At 58.1% G+C, this 23,233-nt stretch carries 19 protein-coding genes; 10 read left to right on the plus strand and 9 right to left on the minus strand.

What is annotated here, in order from left to right:
• Positions 1-37 precede the first annotated feature (37 nt).
• From AC4BBN_RS20050 to AC4BBN_RS20095, 10 genes are all read left to right on the plus strand, one after another.
• Positions 38-547, plus strand: a complete 510-nt coding sequence (locus AC4BBN_RS20050; RefSeq protein ID WP_490593784.1) for a methylated-DNA--[protein]-cysteine S-methyltransferase — start codon at positions 38-40, stop codon at positions 545-547.
• Positions 548-552: 5 nt separating this feature from the next.
• Positions 553-1,455, plus strand: a complete 903-nt coding sequence (locus AC4BBN_RS20055; RefSeq protein ID WP_490593785.1) for a DMT family transporter — start codon at positions 553-555, stop codon at positions 1,453-1,455.
• 303 nt (positions 1,456-1,758) lie between these two features.
• On the plus strand, positions 1,759-2,583 hold the full coding sequence (locus tag AC4BBN_RS20060) for a hypothetical protein (RefSeq protein WP_490593786.1): 825 nt from the start codon (positions 1,759-1,761) through the stop codon (positions 2,581-2,583).
• Positions 2,584-3,445: 862 nt separating this feature from the next.
• Positions 3,446-4,288, plus strand: coding sequence for a hypothetical protein (locus AC4BBN_RS20065; RefSeq protein ID WP_490593787.1), 843 nt, complete (start codon positions 3,446-3,448; stop codon positions 4,286-4,288).
• Between the two features lie 207 nt (positions 4,289-4,495).
• On the plus strand, positions 4,496-5,173 hold the full coding sequence (locus tag AC4BBN_RS20070) for a hypothetical protein (RefSeq protein ID WP_490593788.1): 678 nt from the start codon (positions 4,496-4,498) through the stop codon (positions 5,171-5,173).
• 563 nt (positions 5,174-5,736) lie between these two features.
• Positions 5,737-6,207, plus strand: coding sequence for a hypothetical protein (locus AC4BBN_RS20075; RefSeq protein WP_490593789.1), 471 nt, complete (start codon positions 5,737-5,739; stop codon positions 6,205-6,207).
• A 62-nt stretch (positions 6,208-6,269) separates the two neighbouring features.
• Positions 6,270-6,623, plus strand: a complete 354-nt coding sequence (locus tag AC4BBN_RS20080) for a hypothetical protein (protein WP_490593790.1) — start codon at positions 6,270-6,272, stop codon at positions 6,621-6,623.
• 320 nt (positions 6,624-6,943) lie between these two features.
• Complete coding sequence (locus tag AC4BBN_RS20085) at positions 6,944-8,650, plus strand: alpha-amylase family glycosyl hydrolase (RefSeq protein ID WP_490593791.1); 1,707 nt, start codon at positions 6,944-6,946, stop codon at positions 8,648-8,650.
• A gap of 33 nt (positions 8,651-8,683) precedes the next feature.
• Positions 8,684-10,228 carry a 4-alpha-glucanotransferase gene (malQ, locus tag AC4BBN_RS20090; protein WP_490593792.1) on the plus strand — a complete coding sequence of 515 codons (1,545 nt, stop codon included), beginning with the start codon at positions 8,684-8,686 and terminating at the stop codon, positions 10,226-10,228.
• A 119-nt stretch (positions 10,229-10,347) separates the two neighbouring features.
• Positions 10,348-10,857, plus strand: coding sequence for a hypothetical protein (locus AC4BBN_RS20095; RefSeq protein ID WP_490593793.1), 510 nt, complete (start codon positions 10,348-10,350; stop codon positions 10,855-10,857).
• Positions 10,858-10,876: 19 nt separating this feature from the next.
• Here the strand turns inward: AC4BBN_RS20095 and AC4BBN_RS20100 are convergent, their stop codons facing one another.
• From AC4BBN_RS20100 to rimP, 9 genes are all read right to left on the minus strand, one after another.
• Positions 10,877-11,764, minus strand: a complete 888-nt coding sequence (locus AC4BBN_RS20100) for a DMT family transporter (RefSeq protein WP_490593794.1) — start codon at positions 11,762-11,764, stop codon at positions 10,877-10,879.
• A gap of 31 nt (positions 11,765-11,795) precedes the next feature.
• Positions 11,796-14,087 carry an ATP-binding protein gene (locus AC4BBN_RS20105; protein ID WP_490593795.1) on the minus strand — a complete coding sequence of 764 codons (2,292 nt, stop codon included), beginning with the start codon at positions 14,085-14,087 and terminating at the stop codon, positions 11,796-11,798.
• Between the two features lie 10 nt (positions 14,088-14,097).
• Complete coding sequence (locus tag AC4BBN_RS20110; protein ID WP_490593796.1) at positions 14,098-14,721, minus strand: putative pterin-binding protein; 624 nt, start codon at positions 14,719-14,721, stop codon at positions 14,098-14,100.
• Between the two features lie 78 nt (positions 14,722-14,799).
• Positions 14,800-16,623 (minus strand): translational GTPase TypA, encoded by a 1,824-nt coding sequence (gene typA, locus AC4BBN_RS20115; protein ID WP_490593797.1) that lies wholly within the window; start codon positions 16,621-16,623, stop codon positions 14,800-14,802.
• Positions 16,624-16,635: 12 nt separating this feature from the next.
• Positions 16,636-17,610, minus strand: a complete 975-nt coding sequence (gene truB, locus AC4BBN_RS20120) for a tRNA pseudouridine(55) synthase TruB (RefSeq protein WP_490593798.1) — start codon at positions 17,608-17,610, stop codon at positions 16,636-16,638.
• A 5-nt stretch (positions 17,611-17,615) separates the two neighbouring features.
• Positions 17,616-17,987, minus strand: coding sequence for a 30S ribosome-binding factor RbfA (gene rbfA / locus AC4BBN_RS20125; RefSeq protein ID WP_490593799.1), 372 nt, complete (start codon positions 17,985-17,987; stop codon positions 17,616-17,618).
• Positions 17,987-20,932 (minus strand): translation initiation factor IF-2, encoded by a 2,946-nt coding sequence (infB, locus tag AC4BBN_RS20130; RefSeq protein ID WP_490593800.1) that lies wholly within the window; start codon positions 20,930-20,932, stop codon positions 17,987-17,989. The genes rbfA and infB overlap by 1 nt, the downstream gene beginning before the upstream one ends.
• Before the next feature lie 24 nt (positions 20,933-20,956).
• On the minus strand, positions 20,957-22,453 hold the full coding sequence (nusA, locus tag AC4BBN_RS20135; RefSeq protein WP_490593801.1) for a transcription termination factor NusA: 1,497 nt from the start codon (positions 22,451-22,453) through the stop codon (positions 20,957-20,959).
• Between the two features lie 78 nt (positions 22,454-22,531).
• Complete coding sequence (gene rimP, locus AC4BBN_RS20140) at positions 22,532-23,125, minus strand: ribosome maturation factor RimP (protein WP_490593802.1); 594 nt, start codon at positions 23,123-23,125, stop codon at positions 22,532-22,534.
• Between the last annotated feature and the right edge of the window lie 108 nt (positions 23,126-23,233).

Genomic DNA, 23,233 nt, shown 5'->3' on the forward strand with positions numbered 1-23,233 from the left:
CACCGCTTGATTTACCTGCGCCAAAGGCCTATTTCTTATGAATTTTTCATCCACCACGGTCAAGACCCGATTCGACTCACCGCTGGGCACCATGCTGGCCGCCGCCAGCGACCAGGGCCTGTGCGGCCTGTGGTTTGACGGCCAACGCCACCTGCCCGATATGTCAGGCTGGCCAATGGTGCCGCAACACCCGGCACTGCAAGCCACTCACACCTTTATGCAGGCCTATTTTGAAGGCGACACCAGCAGCTTCGATATGCCGCTGGATCTGCAGGGCGGCACCCCTTTTCAGCAAGAAGTCTGGCAGGCCCTGCTGCGCATCCCCAGCGGTGCCAGCACCACGTATGGCGCGCTGAGCCACAGCCTGGGCCGGCCCAGCGCGGTGCGCGCCGTGGCCGGCGCGGTGGGGCGCAACCCCATCAGCATCATCGTGCCCTGCCACCGGGTGCTGGGCTCGGACGGCTCTCTCACCGGCTACGCTGGCGGGCTGGAGCGCAAGACCGCGCTGCTGCAGCTGGAAGCCAAGCGCCAGGCGGTGCTGCTGTGAGTGCTGTGCCCAAATCTCTTGCCAAACCCTGGCTGCTGGACTTTGTGGCGTTGGCCGCCATCTGGGGCGCGTCCTTCCTGTTCATGCGCATCGCCACGGTGGAAATGGGCGCCGTGCCCACCGCCGCCGTGCGCGTAGCCATTGCCTCCCTGGCCCTGCTGCCGCTGCTGTGGCTGCGCGGGCTGATGCCATCCCTGCGCCAGCACTGGAAGCCGGTGCTGCTGATCGGCATGCTGAATTCGGGCATTCCGTTCGCGCTGTTTTCGTTTGCGCTGCTGTCCATCACCACCGGGCTGTCGGCCATTTTGAACGCCACCGTGCCACTCTTCGGCGCCCTCATCGCCTGGGCCTGGCTGAAGGACCGGCCGAACAGCTCGCGCAGCCTGGGCCTGGTGATCGGCTTTGTGGGCGTGGCCCTGCTGGCCTGGGACAAAGCCAGCTTCAAGCCCGACGCCCATGGCATCGCCCCCGGCTGGGCCGTGCTGGCCTGCCTGCTGGCAGCCATCTGCTACGGCATCAGCGGCAGCTACACCAAGCGCTTTCTCACCGGCGTACCTCCCCTGGTCACCGCCACCGGCAGCCAGGTCGGCGCCACGCTGGGCCTGGCCCTGCCCGCGCTGTGGCTGTGGCCGACCCAGTGGCCCAGCGCCCACGCCATGTGGGCCTTGCTGGCGCTGGGCGTGGTGTGCACCGGCCTGGCCTACATCCTGTTCTTCCGCTTGATCAGCAACATCGGCCCCGCCAAGGCGCTGACCGTGACCTTCGTAGTGCCGGTGTTCGCCGTGTTCTACGGCGCCGTGCTTCTGGGCGAGACGCTGACGCCCTGGATGCTGGGCTGCGGTCTGGTGGTGGTCTGCGGCACGGCCTTGTCTACGGGGCTGATCAGCCTGCCTGAGCGCAAGAGATAGTACCCGGGACATAGATAACCGCATCGAACGGCGCCATGCGCAGCGTCCAGAGCGCGAAGCAAAACAATCGCATGTTTGCGGCATGCACATGTCGCCTTGGGGACGCTCTGGAAAACTCCCAGCGGCCTACGGCAGCACGGCCTTGGACGTTTTGCGGCGTTGCATTTCTAGACAATAGCTATGGCTATTGGTTGCAAAATGCGCCTTACGTCCAATACCAATCAGCTTGACCACGTCCTAACTTGAGTTTTGCAGAACATCCCCAAAGGGTGGAGTTAACCGTTTCAAATGTAATTTAATTTAATGAACACTGGAGTAAAAATGTGGATTTTTACAATTATCACCCTAACCATTATTGTGTTTTTAATCCCCAATCGATGGTTTGCTTTACTAGGCGCAAAGTTAATGGGCGTTTCGAGTAGCGCAACTCTTGATGCAATTGGCGAGGAAAATTCGTGCGTAGTATCTTATGATGATGAAAAAATAACGCATACGCGGCGAAGTACGGGAGCGATTGATTCTATTAGATGGAATGAGCTGGCAGAGATTTACATCCGAATAACTGACAAAGGGCCCAATGAAGATGATGCCTACTTTATGTTCATTGGCAATGGTGACGCTGGATGCAGCATATTGACCTCAACCGAAGGCATGGAGGACTTACTTCAAAAAATAAAATTTCTTCACTGGTTTTCGGATGATCAACTAAATGCAGGGCTGGAGGCGATCCGTGAACGCCAGCTTGGAATTCGAAAATTTCTGCTGTGGTCTGCCAATAGAGATGGAGTTGAAGTTCCTATTGGTTATGCACCAATTGCCTCTACGGATACAATTAAAATCGATGAGCATCTAATTACATGCAAAATAGAATCGCAAGATGATATTTCAATTGATTGGCGCGATTTATCCAAAATTCAAATAATCCTTGAGCCGACAGGCTATTTCTTCAATTTTATTGGATCAGGGAATACATTCAAGACTTCAGTTTTAACCAGCGGGATTACAGATGTACTGAAAAAAGTTAAATCAACCTCTGGATACAATCATGCAGAGAGTGATGCGGGCATCAAAGCTGTTCGCGCATGTGATTTAAGCCGTAGGGAATTTACTATTTTTCAGGCGGCCTAGTTTTTGACCCCAACACCATCCCAGCTGGTTTATATTTTTCTTATCGGGCTTTAAGGACGCTCTGCAAAAACCGGTGCGTAATGTGCTTGCACTCTAATCTTGAAATCACGCATTCCACCATCGAAAACTTACATTTTCCTTTCAGCACGACGTCTCCTCTGCTATATAAAAAATAGCTGCTAGCGCTGGTACTACCAGCGCTGGTGACCTAAAAGACACTAAAAACCGCCGCAAACCAAGGCCCCGCCGTACACAAACACCGCTGACACCCACAGCGCCACCGGCTGGGCACCTGGCACCTCGCAAATGACGTCGTTGGTGGCCGTACCCTGCACTACACCTTTACGGTGACATAGGCCATGGGTGGTACGTGGATGCGGCGCTGGACACAGGGAATTTCATGATCTTTGGCTTTGACGGCTGGGTGCTTTTGTAGCTTCTGTGCGAAGTCTTCATCGCCTCCCATACTGAGGGCTGGCCGATAAGCTTGCTACGCAAAGTAAGCCCCCCCCGGCGTGCACAGCAAGCCTTTTCCGCAAAAGATAACCCGCTTCGCGGGTTTCTATAAAAGTTAATGCGCCGCCGGGCGCACACCTAGGCCAGGGATCGCACGAGCACGAGGCGCTATCTGTACGACAAAAACCCTTATTAAAGCCTGCACATAAAAACCCGACTCCAGCCCAAATTAAAAAACTACACACAGCAATGAAAAATGGAACACTTGGTAGTTCCACCTTTTTAAGGAAATAACGCCTGAGGGGCGATATTCGATTGGTTAAGTCGAGTTATATTACCAGACATCCTTTAAATAAATAGCGTAAAAATCATTAATCCTCTTAAAAACCCGCCACCGAAGTATTCGATGCATACGAAAGATTTCCACACCATGATTAGACGATCTTTAAATTTTTTGCTGGCGCTCTTATGTATTGCAATATTATCTCCGTGTCACGCTAACGAAGCCTTTCCTCCCGAACTTCGCCAGGTAGAAGCATGGATACGCTGTGCTGAAAAACCAAATCCATGGGAATGCCGAGCCGAACTACCAGAACACTTCGATACGCCTTTTGCACGCGTAGAGAGAGGGTATGCGGTACTACTAACCCTGGCAAAGTACGCAGAAGCCGATAGGGTCAAATTTGCTTCCGAAGACTTTCAATGGGCTGCAGACCGAGGTTATTTAGCTGGGTATGAAGGCCTAGCAATGGCCGTCGGCCAAACAAATCAACAGAAGGGGTTTGAATGGCTGCGTAAATCAGTTGAAAGTGGTCTAGCCGGTGCCGCAAGCTACCTAACAGACTCTCGTGGCACCGGGCGTGATGTTCTATCGCCAGAAGATTATTTCGTCTATATGTGCATCGCTGCACATCCCGCAACGATAGAGTCCACTTATTTTCTCAGGGACATGTGGGAAAATAGAAAGGAAGCAATACCTGATTCGAAGATACTCCTAGAACACTATATGCAAATGCTACAAGAACGTGCAGCAAGAAAGTTAGAAATTTTCGAAAGAAGCTGCGCGCTAGACAACCAGTATTTCTGGAATTCAACGCCAGCCACCCTCGAGAGGAAAAAGCAAACCGTTCGCAAGCGCTTAGCCATTACTTTAGAGGTTATCAGACAACAGGTTAAACTATATCCAGAACTTCGCTACTTCAGCAGCCCTGAATATCTGAACCTATTACCAACCTTTAAACCACGCTAATGCACAAAACAAGACCTTACACCATCGGGTAGCTATCACGGCCCAATAAATTCAAAAACCACCATATAGGCCATCAACCCTCGATAATCCAAAAAAGATAACAACTTATAAAAAATAACGCTTGAGACGGGGTACTCCCTTTCATTCGCCAGGCGACCGCCATATCGAAAATAAATAAATATTACTCAATCCTTCACGCAAAGTTTTATGAAAAAATTAAGAGGTACTGATGGCATTAAGCGATGGGCGAGAAACCTCGGCGTGCAAGTTGCGTTACTCACTATGCTCTCGGGATGCGCTCCCTTTATGCACGGCTACGCATCCCTTAGCGGAGGGGGTAGTGGAAGCACCTGTCAATTCGAGGGTTTGTTCCGAGGAAGTGATTGCTTCAACGCAATCACCTCGGTCTATCTTTCAGACGAAACATGGCGGGATCGCCCCAGAGTCTGCGGATCGCTAACGACTTGGAGCGTGTTCGGGACGAAAAATTGGCGCCTGGGGGAAAAGTGCTTCGACGACTTACCGACGTACTGCCAGTCCAGCGTGCTAATTCCTGGGCTAGATAATCAAATCCTGAAAGAGCATGATGTATTAACAAACGCCCAATTTAACAAGGAAGAGTTGTGCTCGCTTCCCATGACTGCTCAACTTCTACTCTATAAGAACGTACAGATGGAATCGACAATCACACTTGTTTGGTCAAACGCAGTATTTAAGAACGCCTACGGCAAAACAATCCGTATTGAAAAGCCCGGCGAAGATTTAGCAACATACTGCCATTCCAGCTTGCTCGTTCCAGGCGTTGACGAAGATATGCTAAAAGACTACGGCATTATGAAAGAGGCAGCCCACCAAAAGGCTAAGTTGTGTGGCGAGCCGCAGTAATCCGTGCGAGGCCCCACCCATTACAAGGACTTACAAAACAGAGGTGTAGCAGCGCGGCATTTTTTTCTGGAATACGGTACCTCGTGCGTTAAATCAGCGGAAGTGGCGTTAAAAGAGGAACAGGCTGCAGATCTACAAACGGCCTTATTGCCCTGGTTTTTCAGTGCGGCCCCAGATACGAACAGCTCAACGGTGCCCCATTCCGATCCCGTAGTTGCTGCAGTGGGTTTGCACCACAAAGGGTTTGTCGTACTTGGCCGCTTACAGTCTGACCTGGATGCGGGCACGGTGCTTCGCCCCAGTGCGGGCAGCCGGCCCATCCATTGGGGCGCCCGCTCTGGGTGCACGCGTCACAGAAATAGCGGCCTGAACGGCCCTCGAATCACGCCATAATTTGCGCCGTAGGCAGGGGGAGTTTGAGTAATCCCCTATCCCGTCACCAAATATCAACGGCCATTGCGGGCGCTGGTTCAGTCCAACAAGGTTTATCCGCCGCGTATGCACATCGCCATCGTCTCTTGCAGCGCCTCGCGGCAGATAAATGCTATTCGTTAGGCATCCGAATGACACTTCACACCACCATGCGCGTTCCCGTCGACGACACATACGTTGCACTCGTTGGAAAGGCGGTGTACGTCTTCGCCTACTACGAGTGGACTCTCATTTACATCATCGAGTACCTCAGAAACGGCTTTGTCGCGGAATACAGTCGCGGCAAGCCGCTCACGTCAGGGAGTGTCAAGGATGAACTCCAGAAGACGATCAATAACCTCTCTCCATCCTTTCAGAAGGTGCCTGCTTCTGACTTACAGAAAATCTGCGATGACTTCGACATACTGATCGTCAAGCGGAACGCGTTGATCCATGCACATCCAATCACAGACACGGACGGAGCGCAGATATTGGCTTACCAAACCAAGGTCACCAAGCCGTTGCCCGATATGAAATGGCCCAAGACAGAAGTCGAGTCAATCATCGCAGCCTTTGATGCTGCGGCATGTGAGGCCGACTCTATTTTGGAACACTTGCGTTAACGCGCGGATGCCTAACCCCTCGCTCAAGCGGAGCGCCAACGCTAAGCAACTGAACCATATCAATGCGCCTCCACCTTATCTGCCTAGCCCTCCTCGCACCAATTGCGGCTGCAGCACAGGCAGACGCATCGCCTGCCGACGTAGCCGCGTACGTTCGTGAACGTGAACTGTGTGATCACTGGCGCGGAGAAGAGCCATATGACGCAGCGCGGGCCGAGGAAATCAATACCGGCGCATGCTTAGCTTGCAACGGCACCGACGCTCGGCTAGCCAAACTCAAATCGAAGTACCGCAAGAACAAGCAAGTCAGCGCGGCGCTTGCGCAGTTTGATGCAACAGCCGAGGTCAAAGCCCAGCCTGGCAAGCCCAATCCATGCACAGAGATACTTGAGAAGCACGGGAAGGTCGTCAAGTGAAGATCGCTTCAGATGCCTTCTGTCCTTGCACAAGGATGGGGGCAGGTCTTGTAGCGACGCATTCCACCACCGCAAACCTGCATTTCTCCCTCAGTACGAAGTTTTAATTGCTACATAAAAAATAGCTGCTAGCGCTGGTATTTCCTGCGCTAGCGACCTAAAAAGCACCAAGAACTGCGCCGCATACCACTGGCACCCGCCCACTGTCGCACCTGGGCCAGGTGGCAGCCGAACGCCTAGGAACAACCCGCATTCGCAACCCATTTTCACCCCGTACAATCCGCTTCCCCACGCATTCAAAGCGCTTTGGAGAAGCCTCTATGTCCGCCCCCTCTTCTTGCCCCTCGTCCAGCCGATTACGCCATTTCTGGCAGCAGCTCTACCCCGACCAGCCCACCGCCAAGCTGGACGCCTTCCTCGCCGAGCTGCAGCAAGCCGCCGCCCAGGCCAGCCCGCCACCGCCGGCCACCTGGTTCAAGGAGGTGGTGGTGTATTCGCTGTACGTGGACCTGTTCAACAAGGACTTCAAGGGTCTGCGCGACCGTCTGCCCTACCTGCAAGACCTGGGCGTGACCTGCCTGTGGCTGCTGCCCATACTCGACTCGCCCATGCGCGACGCGGGCTTTGACATCAGCGACTACACCCGCATCCGCAGCGAGCTGGTGGGCGGCAGCGACGCCGCAGCCCAGGCTACGTTTGCCGAATTTCTGGCCGAGGCGCACCGTCGCAATATCCGCGTGATCTTCGACGTGGCGATGAACCACTGCTCGGACCAGCACCACTGGTTCCAGGAAGCCCGCAAGGGGCCGGACAACCCCTACCGCGACTACTTCATCTGGAGCGACACGACCGAGCGCTACAAAGAGGCGCGCATCATCTTCAAGGGCATGATGCCGAGCAACTGGCATCCGCTTCCGGAAGATCCTGGCACCTATTTCTTCCACCGCTTCTTCGACTCGCAGCCCGACCTGAACTACCGCAACCCCGAGGTGCTGCTGGCCATGTGCCGCGTGCTGCTGTTCTGGGTGGCGCAGGGTGTGGACGGCTTCCGTGCCGATGCCATCCCCTACCTGTGGAAGGAAGAAGGCACGATCTGCGAGAACCTGCCAGGCACGCACACCATCATCAAGTTCTTCCGCGCCGTGCTGGACACCGTGCGCCCCGGCACCATTCTGCTGGCCGAGGCCTGCCAACCGCCGGCCGAGGTGGTCACCTATTTCGGCGACAGCGACGAATGCCAGGCGGCCTACCACTTTCCGGTGATGCCGCGCATCTACCTGGCGCTGGCACAGGGTTCGGCAAAACCTATTTTTGACACCTTATCGACCACGTTCACGCCCGATATTCCGGCCGACTGCGGCTGGTTCTCCTTTCTGCGCTGCCACGACGAGCTGACGCTGGAGATGGTGACGCCCGAGGAGCGCAAGGCCATCCACGCCGCCTACTGCCTGCAACCGGAATGGGACTTCCGCCAGGGCGAAGGCATCGCTGCGCGGCTGGTAGACCTGTTCCGCCACGACCCGGCCACCATCCTGCTGGCTTTCAGCATCAGCTTCACCCTGCTGGGCACGCCGGTGATCTTCTACGGCGACGAATTCGCCAAGCCAAATGACGACCAGTTCCAGCGCGACCAGGAGGCTCTCACCGGCTACCAGGATGCACGCTACCGCGTGCGTGGCGCGGTGGACTGGCCGGCGGTAGACCAGGCCCTGGCCACACCCGGCAGCCTGCCGGCGCACATCCATGGTGCTGTGCGCGCCATGTTGGCCGTGCGCCGCAGCCAGCCCGCACTGAGCGGCGGCAGCTTCCAGCCCGTGCCAGGCTTGGCCGACAGCGTGCTGGGCTATGTGCGCTCTAGTGGCGACAGCCAGGTGCTGGTGCTGCAAAACCTGGGCGACACTGCGGTGGACATCGCATTACCAGCGGACTTGGCAAGCATGCAATGGCACACTGTGTATGGTGAACACAAGCTGGCACGCGGCGCGCTTACGCTACCTTCCAAGGGCTTTGGCTGGTTTGCCGCCTGAAATATCCAAACTCATTACCAGGACCCGCGCACCATGGCATCCGACCTTTTGAACCAACGCACTTCGGGCGTACTGCTGCACCCCACGTCCCTGCCCGGCCCGCATGGCTGCGGCGACTTTGGGCCAAACGCCTACTATTTTGTGGACTGGCTGGAAGTGGCCGGCCAAACGCTGTGGCAGACACTGCCGCTCGGCCCCATCGGCCCGGGCGATTCGCCCTACATGGGCAGCTCGGCCTTCGCAGGCAACCCCTTGTTTGTAGCCTTCGAACCGCTGCAGGAGCGCGGTTGGATCAACGCAGCATCCCTGCAAGCCGACTTCAACGCTCAAAAGATTGACTACAGCCTGGTCGTGCCCTGGCGCCTGGCCCGGCTGCGCGAGGCCTTTGCGGGCTTCCAGCAAGCCGCCCTGCCGGAAGACCAGCAGGCCTTCCTGGCATGGCTGCAGGCAGAAGCCAGCTGGGTGGACGACTACACCCTGTTCATGGCTTTGGACCAGGCGCACAGCCCCGCGCTGTGGCCCGACTGGCCGGCTCCGCTGGCCCATCGCGAACCGGCCGCACTCGCCCAGGCACGCAGCCAACATGCGCAGGAAATCGCCTTCTGGGGCTTTGTGCAATGGCAGTTTGATGTGCAGTGGAAGCGGCTCAAGGGCTATGCCAACCATAAGAACATCCACCTGGTGGGCGACTTGCCCATCTTCATTGCCCACCACTCCAGCGATTGCTGGTCGCGCCCCGATCTGTATGAACTGGACCCGCAGGGCCACCCCAACGTCATTGCCGGCGTGCCGCCCGACTTCTTCTCGGAAACCGGCCAGCGCTGGGGCAACCCGCTGTACAACTGGAAGGCCATGCAGGCCGATGGCTACGCCTGGTGGATAGAACGCGTGAAGCGCCAGCTGAGCCTGGCAGACGTGGTGCGCATCGACCACTTCCGTGGCTTTGTGGGCTACTGGGAAATCCCCGCCAGCGAACCCACCGCCGTCAAAGGCCGCTGGATGCCGGGGCCGGACTATGACCTTTTCGCCGCCATCGAAGCCGCTCTGGGCAAGCTGCCCATCATCGCGGAAGACCTGGGAGTCATCACGCCCGAGGTCGTGGCCCTGCGCCAGCGCGCGGGCTTCCCCGGCATGCGCATACTGCAGTTCGCGTTTTCGGACGATGCCGGCAACAACTTTCTGCCACACAACTACGCGCGCGACACCGTGGTCTACAGTGGCACGCACGACAACGACACGGTCAAGGGCTGGTGGGCCGATTGCACCGAGCGCGAACGTGCCTATGCCGGTGAATATCTGCACACCGACGGGAGTGATGTGCACTGGGCCATGGTGCGTGCCTGCGCGCAGTCGGTGGCCAACCACGCGCTGTGCCAGTTCCAGGACGTACTGGGCCTGGACGGTAGCCACCGCATGAATACCCCCGGCACCGTGGGCTGCTGGACTTGGCGGTTTCTATGGGACTGGGTAGGGAACGAGCCCGCAGAGCGCCTGGGGCGCATCACCGCCGCCAGCGGACGCACACGCTTTGATAGACTGCCTCTGCCCGCCTATCCAGAAGGCAAAAACAAGCCGTAGATGTCCTCCAGCCGCGATGCCGTGGCGTTTGGGGGCCACTACATTTTTAATAGCTACCCCCGCAAGCTCTATGTGCGCCGGACGCATATTTGGCTTGAAACTTGCTGTCTCCGCACGCTATGAGCAACTCCGCCCTTCTATCCCTGGCTGCAGCCCTGGTCTGCGCCCTTATCGGCCTATTCACTGCGTTTGCCGGGCTAATTGCCCACAAGGCGGCTAAAGCGGCCAGCGCGGCCAGCATGGCATGCGAACGCATGCTTCGCTTGATGGAGGTACGCGAGGCCGTCGCCGCCGCTAGCGCAGTCCAGATGGAGGCCGAACGGGCGCAACACCAGGCCGCCGAGCTCAGCCGCGCCTACGGACTGATGGGCTTGTTCACCACCGTAGGCGAGCTGGATGCACACCAGTCGCAGCTGGCAGCCGATGCCAAGGCCGATCTGGCCGGAGAAATCGCCGCCCATGCGCAGCGCTTCATCCACGCCCGTAACGAGCTGGAAGAAAAGCCGGTGCACGACATCGACCGTTCACTGACCGAATTCCAGCATGCGCTGACAGAAATCCGCCGGCTGCGCAAAGAGGTAGAAGAAGAACAGGCGACCGTGGCGCGCAAGCACACCACCTACACTTGAGACGCCGAGGAGCAGCGACCTAGACGCGGCGCTGCCACCAGCCCAGCAGTTCGTTGCCCACCAGCGCGGCCACGACCAGGATGCCGCCCAGCAAAACACGTGGATCAGGCGCCTCGTTGGCGCCCAGCCAGGCCAGGGCAATACCAAACAGCACCTCCAGTAACTGCAGCAACGACACCTCGGGCGCCTTCAACACCCGGGCGCACCATACCGACAGCACGCAAGGTATCGCCAGCTGCACCGAGCCCAGCAGGGCCAGCAAGCCCATATCGTGCGCAGTCGCCTGAAATGGCAGGGCCAAAGGCAGGGTCAGAGCCGAAGAAATCAAGGCCCCCACCAGCACCGAAGGCACCAGGTCCACATCATGGCCCTGGGCACGGCTGCGCTGCAAAACGGTCCAGTTCACCGCGCCAGCAATTGGCACACACAAGGCGACCAGCGAGCCCAGCAACTGGTCCAGCCCACCGTCCAACGAGAGCTGCGCGCCATACATGGTGGCGATACCCACACCGGCGACGGCAATCGCCGTCCAGGTACGCATGGGCAAGCGGTGGCCGATCACGAAGCGGGCCAGCAAAGCCGTAAACAAGGGCCCCAGCGCCATGGTGACCAGTACATTGGCCACAGGGCTCATGCTCAGGGCCAACATGAAGGCGGTAAACATTACCGCCCAGCACACGCCCGACAACCACAGCGAAACGCCACCCCGGGCGATTTTGGTGAAAACGGCACGGCCCTGCAGGATAGGCAAGATCACCAGCAGTGACAACACCGTAAAGGCGCTGCGCCAAAAGGTGATTTCAAAGCTGTGGGCAGACTCCAGGTGGCGGGTGGTCACCCCGGCGATAGACCACATCAGGGTCACCAAAACCATCATGAACAAGGCGCGGGCGTGGGATAAGTGCATGCCCTATTGTCGCCTGCCGAGACACCGCAAGCTAAGCTGCAGCTTGCGGCAAACCAGTCAGCCCCATGCGCCGGCACAAGGCATGCGCCGTCTGGTACAGGCTGCGCAATTGTCGTGCCGCGTCTGCACAAGCGTCGGCACTGAACTCCGGTCCGGCGCGTTCAATCTGCCCAGCCAGGGCCGCCAAAGCATGGAAGCCCAGGCTGGCGCAACCACCCTTGAAGGCATGGGCTACCTCCTGCAAGTACGCCGTATCGGCCGCGTCCAGGTACGCCACCAGGGTCTTGAAACTGCGCGACTCGTCGTTGAAAAAGCTATCCAGCAAGGAGCGGTAACCATCCAGAGAGATCGCCACACAGACCTCGCCCAACATGGGCATGTCCAGGTGCCGGGCCACATCGTCCGAGCGAAAGCGCCGAGGCTCGGCCGGCGTAGGCGGAGCCACTGGCACCGCCTCTTGCGCTGGGATGCGGCCTTCCCTCTGGCCAAACCGCTGCTGCAGCAAGGATTCAATCTGGTCCATACGCACTGGCTTGGACAGAAAGTCGTCCATACCCGCCGCCAGCGCACGCTCGCGAGATTCGGCAAAGGCATCGGCTGTCAGGGCCACGATGTAGACGCGGGACGCCGCACCGCCGCCCGCGCGCAGCACCTGGGTGGCTTGCAGGCCGTCTAGCACAGGCATGTGCACATCCATGAACAGTACATCGGGCACGGCGCGCTGCGCCTCGGCTACGGCCTGCTCACCGTCCTCAACAAAACGGATGCGGTGGCCCAGCCGCTGCAGCAAGCCCTCCATGTACTTGCGGTTCACCGGGTGGTCCTCGGCGACCAGGATGTCCAGGCCGCTGCTGGCACCAGCCTGTGTTACCTGCGCAGGGACTACCGCAGGCACCTGCTCGGCACCCTGCGGCGCCGGCACGCAAGGCAAGGGCAGCGCGAGGCTGAACTGACTGCCCCTGCCGGGCTGGCTTTGCACCGTGATGTCGCCTCCCATCAGCCGGGCCAGGCTGCGCGATATCTCCAGGCCCAGACCGGTGCCCCCGAAACGACGGGAAATACTGGCGTCACCCTGTGAAAAACGCTGGAACAGACTGTCCAGCGTAGGCGCGTCCATACCTATGCCCTGGTCGCTGACGCACAACTGCAGCGCAACCGAATCGGCAGGCGTAGCGTCTCCCAGAGGCTCGCAGTCCACACTCAACACGATGCGGCCCTGGGCGCTGAATTTGATCGCGTTGGACACCAGGTTCAGCAGAATCTGCTTGATGCGCGTACCGTCGGCCTGCACCCAATCGGGCAGCGGCTTATGCAATACCAGCACGAACTCCAGGTGCTTTTCTTTGGCCAGCGGGCCCATCAGGGCATCTACATCGTGCAACAGCCGGGTGAGCTGCAACGGCGAAGGATTGATGGCCATCTTGCCAACATCCATGGCTGACACGTCCAAAATGTCATTCAACAAAGCCAACAAATGGTTGGCCGAGCCACGCACAGTCGCAACGTAATCAGCCTGCCGCGCATTCAGGCGCGTATCCTCCAGCAAACCCAGCATGCCCAAAATGCCATTGAAAGGCGTGCGCAGCTCATGGCTCATATTCGCCAGGAACTGGCTCTTGCCGCGGTTGGCGCTCTCGGCCATGCGGTTGGCCTCGACCAGGTCATCCGTCAATTGTTGCAACGCCTGCCGCTCTTGTTCCTGTTTGCGCTGGCGTAGCACTAAGGCAGCGGAGGCGACCAACAGCACCACAAGTTGCGCCAGCGTCAGCCAGACGATCAGATTGTTCTGCGCAAGCATGGTGGTGCCCTGGCCCTCCAGCTGCAGCGATACCTGGCTGTTGGCGGCCATGCTCAGTGCCTGTACTTCGGGGCCGATGGCATTGAAGTCCTGAAGCAACTGATCCAGGGCAGCGGGATCGGGTTCAGCAGAAGCGAATACTGTGTCGGTTCGCTCCACCAGCTTTTCCATCTGCGGAATGACAGCCGCATATTCTGGGCGCCCTTGCAAGATGGCAATGCTCGGGTTGTCGCGTAACAGACCCAGGCGGCTCACAAAAATATTCAGGCGCAAAGACAACTCGTCGAGATCTGGCGGGGTCCGGCTCTTGACCCGACTATCCAGTACCTGGCGAAAGCGCAAGAACTCCCGCTCGAACTGGAAAGCCATCGCGGTAATGGAGTCATTTCCCAGGTGGCTACTCTGGCGAATGGCTTGGCGCTGGGTCAATTGAAGGACCAGCATGATCGCCATGGCCAATGCCATCACGACAGTGACCAAAGCCACCCATAACAAATAACTGTGGTACTTCTTGCGCCCGTGCATCAAGCTGGCCTTATTCGACTTTTATCTGCTTGAGCTGCCAAGCAGAGCGCTCATAGTAGCGTGTGGTTTGCAGTTCGGATTTCGAATCAAAGGGATAAATGATGAACAGTGGGCCCTTTGTCTTCACCGGGATGGCTTGGCCGTTGAGCTTGTAGGCCACGATCACGTCAAATTTCTGCGCATCCTCCATCGGAATGGTCGTTTGGTAATCATTCAAGGCCAGGGCCTTGATGCTGTTGCCTTGGGCTTTCGCTGCCGCCAGCACATCGCGCAGCAATGGCCCGGTAAATTGCACAGGATGCTTGTCCCAAGGTGTATGCGTTGTGAAGGTCTGCTGAGGCAATTGCTCCAACATGGCCAAGTCGAACTGCGCTGCTGCGTCGGTGTTCTTGTCTCCTACGTGGCCAGTGATGGTCAAAATTACTTTGCCCTTGGCAGCTGGCAGAGCGTGGGCGGATATGGCAATAGCACTGGCTGCAAGTAGGCATACAGGAGCGACCCGGCGCAGAAAAGTACGTGACATAGGAACACCTTTACATCGATAAAATTCAATTTTATTATTTAAATCATATTTTTTGATAAAAATAAATATCAAATGATTTATTCGGCAATATTTCACACCGATGGGCCACAAAAAAACCCCGGCACGCCATGACGGCGCCCGGGGCTTGCAAGCGAGCGCCACATTGCCGTGGCGGCTCCGAATCAGGGCTTAACGGCCTGCGCGCTTGCGGTCACTTTCCTTCAGATGGCGCTTGCGCAGACGCACCGACTTGGGCGTGATTTCCACCAGTTCGTCGTCTTCGATGAACTCAACACCGTACTCCAGCGTCAGCTCGATGGGAGGCGTGATCTTGACCGCGTCTTCCTTGCCGGACACGCGGAAGTTGGTCAGCTGCTTGGTACGCGTAGCGTTCACCACGAGATCGTTGTCACGGCTGTGGATACCGACGATCATGCCTTCGTACACCGGGTCATTGGCGCGCACGAACATGCGGCCACGGTCGTCCAGCTTGCCCAGGGCATAGGTGAAGATTTCACCGTCGTCCATGGAGATCAGCACACCGTTCTTGCGGCCGCCGATATCGCCCTTGTGCGGCTCATAGCTGTCGAAGATGTTGGAGATAAGGCCGGAACCACGGGTCAAGTTCAGGAACTCATTGGAGAAGCCGATCAGGCCACGGGCCGGGATGCGGTATTCCAGGCGCACACGGCCACGGCCGTCCGGCTCCATGTTGACCAGTTCACCCTTGCGCTCGCCCAGAGCCTGCATCACGCCGCCCTGGTGCTGTTCTTCGATGTCTGCGGTCACCAATTCGATGGGCTCATGCTTCTCGCCATTGACGTCCTTGAACATCACGCGTGGCTTGGATACAGCCATTTCATAGCCTTCACGGCGCATGTTTTCCAACAGGATGGTCAGGTGCAATTCACCACGACCCATCACTTCAAAGATACCTTCTTCGTCGGTTTCGTTGACGCGCAAAGCCACGTTGTGTTGCAGTTCCTTTTGCAGGCGGTCCCAGATCTGGCGGCTGGTCACGAACTTGCCTTCACGGCCAGCCAGCGGGCTGGTGTTGACGCAGAAGTTCATGGTCAGCGTGGGCTCGTCCACCTTCAGCATGGGCAGCGGTGCAGGCTTCAGCGGATCGGTCACGGTCACGCCGATGCCGATGTCTGCAATACCGTTGATCAGCACGATTTCGCCGGGGCCGGCTTCCGTGGCTTGCACGCGTTCCAGACCTTGGAAGGTCAGCACCTGGTTGATACGGCCCTTGACAACCTTGCCGTCCGGACCTTCCATGACCACCACGTCCATATTGGGCTTGATCGTGCCTTGGCTGATACGGCCAACGCCGATACGACCCACGAAGGTGGAGAAGTCGAGTGCGGAGATTTGCAGCTGCAGAGGAGCTTCTGGGTCACCGCTTTGCGATGGCACATGCTTCAGCACGGTATTAAACAGGGCCGACATGTCGGGGCCCCACTGCTCACCAGGAGCGCCCTCTTCCAGCGAGGTCCAGCCGTTGATACCAGAGGCGTAGACGACAGGGAAGTCGAGCTGCTCGTCGGTCGCGCCCAGCTTGTCGAACAGGTCGAAAGCGGCATTGACCACGTGCTGGGGACGCGCACCAGGCTTGTCCACCTTGTTCACCACCAGAATAGGCTTCAGGCCCAGGGCCAGCGCCTTCTTGGTCACGAAACGGGTTTGCGGCATCGGGCCTTCTTGTGCATCGATCAACAGCACAACGCCGTCGACCATGGACAAGGCGCGTTCCACTTCACCGCCGAAGTCCGCGTGACCGGGGGTGTCAACGATGTTGATGTGCGTGCCTTCCCAGCTCACGGCGCAGTTCTTCGCCAGAATCGTGATGCCACGTTCTTTTTCGATGGCGTTGTTGTCCATGACGGTGTCAACCACTTTTTCGTGCTCGGCAAAGGTGCCGGACTGGCGCAGCAGTTGGTCAACCATGGTGGTTTTGCCATGGTCAACGTGGGCGATGATCGCTATGTTACGGATTTGTTTAGTGCTCATATTTCTCTACTCCTAAATCGAAAGGCTCTCTGCTTTTTGCGCCTGGGCCAGAATTTGGCCTATGTCCAGCGGGCTTAGCAGTCGCCCTGGTATCAATTCACCGTCCTTCACCTGTGCCGTTCCCAGCAAGGTGGCAGGGCTGTCGCCGTACACCGCCACATGGGCAGCATCAGGCCATTCACCCCGGCGGCGCACGCCGCTCAGAAACCGCCCCGCATTCTGCGTGTCCAACATGACATGCATGTGCTGGGCCAACAATGCGTCCACCGGTAGCAGGCAGTCCAGGCGCTGGTCTTCCGTCATGGCCTCCAGCGCCGCCAAAGTGACGCACTGCGCAATCCCGAAATCACCGGTTGCGATGCGGCGCAATGCCGTCAAATGCGCGCCGCAACCCAGTGCCTCACCAATGTCTTCACCCAGCGTGCGGATGTAGGTGCCCTTGCTGCACTTTGCTACTATTTCTATAGCCTCTGGCGCAGACTCCGCCTGCGCCAAAGCCACTTTTAATTCAAAAATCTCGACGTTCCGCGCGGGCCGCTCAATCTCCACGCCGGCACGCGCATATTCATACAAGGGCTTGCCGTCCTTCTTCAAGGCGCTGTACATGGGCGGCACCTGCTGGATCGGACCGGTGAACCGTTTCTCCACAGCCGCCACTTGCTCTGCACTGACCTGTACTGGCCGCGTCTCGATCACATCGCCTTCGGCGTCACCGGTAGAGGTTTTCACCCCCAACCGGGCCACCGCCAGATAGGTTTTGTCGGCATCCAGATGCAGCTGGCTGAACTTAGTCGCCGAACCGAAACACAGAGGCAAGACACCGGTAGCCAAGGGGTCCAGGGTACCGGTGTGTCCGGCCTTCTCGGCGCGCAGCAGCCATTTCACTTTCTGCAGCGCATCGTTGCTGGACAGGCCCAAGGGCTTGTCCAGCAGCAGCACCCCGTGTACGGGGCGCCTGGCAACCCGTACACGTGGCGTTGCGGTCATGGGGCTCAGTCTTCCTTGGCCCGGGATGCCACCGCACGCGCAATCAACGCGTTCATATCGGCGGCTTTCTCGGTCGTCCGGTCAAAGTGAAAGTGCAATGTCGGCACGGTATGAATGTGCAAGCGCTTGAACAACCCAGCGCGCAGGAAGCCTGCGGCCTGGTTCAAACCCTCGGTACATTCGTCCGGGTTGCCCGTCAACACACTGAAGAAAACCTTGGCGTGTGCATAGTCGGGGGTGACCTCCACCCCCTGGATGGTCACCATGCCCACCCGTGGGTCTTTCAACTCGCGGGCGATTAGCTCCGTCAGATCCCGCTGGATCTGGTCGGAGACTTTGAGGCTGCGGTTGGGCGCAGCGGCTTTGCGTTTGACCATTACAGGGTACGGGCGATTTCTTTGATCTCAAAGAATTCCAACTGGTCGCCCACGGCGATGTCGTTGTAGTTCTTGAGCTTGATACCGCACTCGAAGCCTTCGCGCACTTCACGGACATCGTCCTTGACGCGCTTGAGCGAATCAATTTCACCGGTGTAGATGACGATGTTTTCGCGCAGCAGGCGGAAGCGTGCACTGCGGTTGACCGAGCCGTTGGTAACCATACAGCCTGCAACCGTACCAATCTTGGAAGCCACGAACACGGTGCGGATCTCGGCCATACCGATGACCTCTTCGCGTTGCTCGGGTGCCAGCATGCCGGCCATGGCTGCCTTCAACTCATCCACGGCGTCGTAAATGATGTTGTAGTACTTCACGTCCACCGCATTACCTTCGGCCAACTTACGGGCACCGGCATCGGCGCGCACATTGAAGCCGATCACGATGGCCTTGGACGCAATCGCCAGGTTGATATCGGACTCGCTGATACCGCCCACAGCGGCGTACACCATCTGGATCTTGACTTCGTCGGTCGACAGCTTGAGCAGCGATGCAGCCAAAGCCTCTTGCGAACCCTGCACATCGGCCTTGACGATGATAGGCAGCACCTTGACTTCGCCTGCCGTCATGTCCGTGAACATGGTCTCGAGCTTGGCGGCTTGTAGCTTGGCCAGCTTGGTATTGCGGAACTTGCCAGCACGGTAGGTGGCGATTTCACGGGCCCGGCGCTCGTCCGGCAGAACCATGAACTCGTCACCTGCCTGTGGCACTTCGGTCAAGCCCTGGATTTCCACCGGAATCGATGGGCCAGCCGACTTGGAAGGACGGCCATTTTCATCCAGCATGGCGCGAACGCGGCCATAGGTAGAACCTGCCAGCACGATGTCGCCTGTTTTCAGCGTACCCGACTGCACCAGCACGGTGGCCACAGGGCCCTTGCCCTTGTCCAAACGCGCTTCGATCACCAGGCCCTTGGCCATGGCATCCACCGGTGCTTTCAGTTCCAGCACTTCGGCCTGCAGCAGCACCTGCTCCAGCAGTTCGTCAATGCCCTGACCGGTCTTGGCCGACACCGCCACAAATGGCGAGTTACCACCGAAGTCTTCGGGGATCACGTCTTCCACCACCAGCTCGTTCTTCACGCGCTCGGGGTTGGAATCTGGCTTGTCGATTTTGTTGATGGCAACCACGATGGGCACACCAGCCGCTTTCGCGTGCTTGATAGCTTCCTTGGTTTGCGGCATCACACCGTCGTCGGCAGCCACCACAAGAATCACGATGTCAGTTGCCTGGGCACCACGGGCACGCATCGCGGTAAACGCTTCGTGGCCCGGCGTATCCAGGAAGGACACCATACCGCGTGGGGTTTCCACGTGGTAAGCGCCAATGTGCTGGGTAATGCCACCGGCTTCACCCGATGCCACTTTGGCACGACGGATGTAATCCAGCAACGAGGTCTTACCATGGTCCACGTGGCCCATAACGGTCACCACAGGCGCACGCGGCAAGGCTTCGGAATGCTGTTGCGACACTTCGTCATCGGTGAAGGCTTCAGGATCGTCCAACTCGGCAACGATAGCCTTGTGGCCCATTTCCTCGACCACGATCATGGCCGTATCCTGGTCCAAAGGCTGGTTGATGGAAACCATCTGACCCAGCTTCATCAGGTGCTTGATCACCTCGGAGGCCTTGACCGCCATCTTGTGGGCCAGTTCGGCCACGGTGATGGTTTCAGGCACGTGCACTTCAATGATGCGCGCTTCCTGCGGAGCTTGTTGTGCGTGGTCGTCATGCTGGTCGCGGTCATTGCTGCCACGGCGACCACGCGGTCCACCGCGCCAGTTGCCACGGCCACCCACGCCACCACTGGAATCGCCACGGGTGGGCAGCGGCTTCTTCTTAGCGGGGTCTGCCCAGCTGCTCGACAGCTTAGCCGACTTAACTTCCTTACCGGCACCCGCACCTGTGGTGGCAGGCGCTGGCGCCGGCTTGGCCGGAGCTGCACCGGCAGCAGGCTTGTGCAAGGTGCCCTTCATGCCGGCCTTGGCCGCATCCGCAGTTGCGGGTTTGGCGACAGGCTTGGGTTCTTCCGGCTTCTTGGCGACCAACACCTTCTTGGGCGTGGACATCATCAAACGGATAGCGGCAGCTTCTGCTTCGGCCTTACGGCGGCGATCTCCCAGATCAACCACACGGGCAGCTTCCTCATCCGCACGGGCCTTGGCTTCCGCGGCTACTTTGGCGCGGGCATCTGCTTCGGCCTGGGCCTTGGCTTGTGCCGCAGCAGCTTCGGCTTGCGCCTTGGCCTGCGCAGCAGCTTCGGCAGGTGCATTGATGTTTTGACCAACGGCGGACAAAGGTGGAGTGGGCGCAGCCGCTTTTTGCTGCTCTGCCTGGGCGCGTGCTGCAGCCTTGGCCGCCGCTTCAGCTTCTGCCTTTTCAGCAGCAGCCCGCTCACGCGCTTCCTGCTCTTCGCGTTGGCGGCGCTTTTCGATCAATTCTTCTTCCTGACGGCGCATCAGTTCTGCCTGGCGGCTAGCCTCTTCTTCACGGCGAGCCAATTCAGCTTCTTCAGCAGCATTGCTGGAAGGTACTTCCAACTCAGCTTCGAGCACAGCACCTTCTGGGCTTGCATCCATGCCTTCATCACGCTTGATGAAGGTGCGCTTCTTGCGCACTTCGACCTGGATGGTGCGGGCACGGCCAGTGGAGTCGGCCTGCTTGATTTCGCTGGTGGATTTCTTCACCAGGGTAATTTTCTTGCGCTCCAGCGTGGCAGTGCCATGGCTGGCCTGCAGATAGCCTAACAAGCGTTGCTTGTCGGACTCGCTCAGAACGTCAGACACAGCGGCTTTGACAACACCGGCACCCCGGAGTTGTTCCAGCAGGGTGTCAGGAGATTTTTTGAGTTCAGCAGCAAACTCGGCGACGGTAGTAGTGGACATGTATTGTGTGACCTTTCATGACCATTACTCTTGAGAGGCGCCGTCATTGGTAAACCAATGCGCGCGCGCCTTCATGATCAAGGTCGTGGCCTCGTCCTCAGACTGGCCGGTAATTTCGGAGAGCTCATCACCAGCCAAATCGGCCAGATCGTCGCGTGTTTGGATGCCGCCCGCATGGAGCTTGGCAATCAATTCGGGGGTCAGACCTTCCAGGTCGCGCAGGTCCTGGGATACCGCTTCGGCATCTTCTTCCAGGGCGATTTCCATCGTCAGCAGCACGTCCTTGGCACGCGAGCGAAGCTCGTGTACGGTGTCTTCGTCAAAGCTTTCAATTTCCAGCATTTCTTGCAGGGGCACGTAAGCAATTTCTTCCAGGCTGGTAAAGCCTTCATGGATCAGGATGTCGGCCATTTCCTCATCGACATCGAGCTTTTCCATGAACAGCTTGCGGCTGGAGTCTGTCTCAACGGCCTGCTTCTGGGCAGACTCGGCCGCGTCCATGATGTTGATCTTCCAGCCTGTCAACTCGGCGGCCAGGCGCACGTTTTGTCCGCCACGGCCGATCGCGATCGCCAGGTTTTCTTCGTCCACCACCACATCCATGGCATGGCGCTCTTCATCCACCACGATCGAGCTGACGTTGGCCGGAGCCAAAGCGCCAATCACAAACTGGGCTGGATCTTCGCTCCACAGCACGATGTCGACGCGCTCGCCAGCGAGCTCGTTGGTCACGCCGTTGACGCGGGTACCACGCACGCCGACGCAGGTGCCGATAGGATCAACGCGCTTGTCATGCGACAGCACGGCGATCTTGGCGCGCGAACCGGGGTCACGGGCGCAGGATTTGATCTCTAGCAGACCTTGCTCAATTTCGGGCACTTCCTGGCGGAACAGTTCGATCATGTAAGCAGGCGAGCTGCGTGACAGGATGATGGGAGCACCGCGCAGAGTCAGGTCCACTTCCATGATCATGGCGCGAACGCGGTCACCAGTACGCAGATTTTCCTTGGGGATCATCTCGTTGCGGCGCAGGCGGCCCTCAACACGGCCGCTCTCGACGATGATGTCGCCCTTGTCCATCCGCTTGACGGTACCAACAAAAATCTTGTCGCCGCGACTCATGAAGTCGTTCAACAGCATTTCGCGCTCAGCATCACGAATCTTTTGCAAAATGACCTGCTTGGCGGCCATCGCGCCAATGCGGCCAATCGGCAGGGACTCGATCGGTTTTTCGATGTAGTCGCCTTCTTCGATGTCAGGAATATCGTCGCGCACGTCCGACACCAGCTCTTCCGCTTCCGGGTTTTGCAAACCGGCAGAGTCCGGCACTACCAGCCAGCGGCGGAAGGTTTCGTAGTTGCCGCTATCACGATCCAGCGCCACGCGGATATCCACTTCGCCCTGGTACAGCTTCTTGGTGGCTTGCGCCAAAGCCGATTCCACTGCGCCAAACACAACGTCCCGTTCCACGTTCTTCTCACGTGAAATGGCATCTACCAACATCAACATTTCGCGATTCATGTCACGAATCTCCTGAACACTTAAACCAACAAAACCAAACCCGCTGAGCCGCATCTGCACGCTGGCGTTTACGGACCATCACCCAAGCGCCGCGCCAGTGTCTTTTGCGTTGCGGCCATTGAAACTTACGATGGGTGCCAAACGGGCATCCCGAATCTCATCCAGAGTGAACCCCAGCGCCTGCATCGGCGCGGGAGCCCGCTTTTTGCTGATACGCGCACCGGGCTTAGCCACGGGCTCGTCGCTCCAAACGATTTGCCAGGTGGGTGCAGCATCAGGGGCCACGGCAGCAACGCTTTCCAGCGTGCCGCGAAATTTCTTGCGGTTGGCGTTGACTTGGCCGGCGGCCGCCATGCCAATGGCGACCTTAAGGGTGATATCAATCACCGAGCCTTCGAAGCGCTCAAAGTCGGTCTTGTGGCGTAGGGGGCGATCGATACCGGGCGAAGAGACTTCCAGCCGCTTGTACTCGACGCCATCGACTTCCAGCGAAAACTGCAGTTGGCGGGTGACTTTTTCGCAGTCTTCCACGTTGATGAACTGCTCAGGCGCACCCGCAACCCAAGGATGGTCGATAGTGATGCGCAGCAAACCGCCAGCAGAGCGATCGATCTCTACGAGGTCATAACCGAATCCGGTCACGGTTTGTTCAACGATGTCTTGTAACGCCACGTGTTATGAATATGAGTACATTGGGCCTGACCGCACCACCCAAAAAGCAGGTGCCGAAAGGCGTGTTAAAAACAATCGACCAAAAAAAACGGGCCGGTAATTACCCGC

The sequence above is a fragment of the Rhodoferax sp. SPJ21 genome (assembly GCF_058216335.1).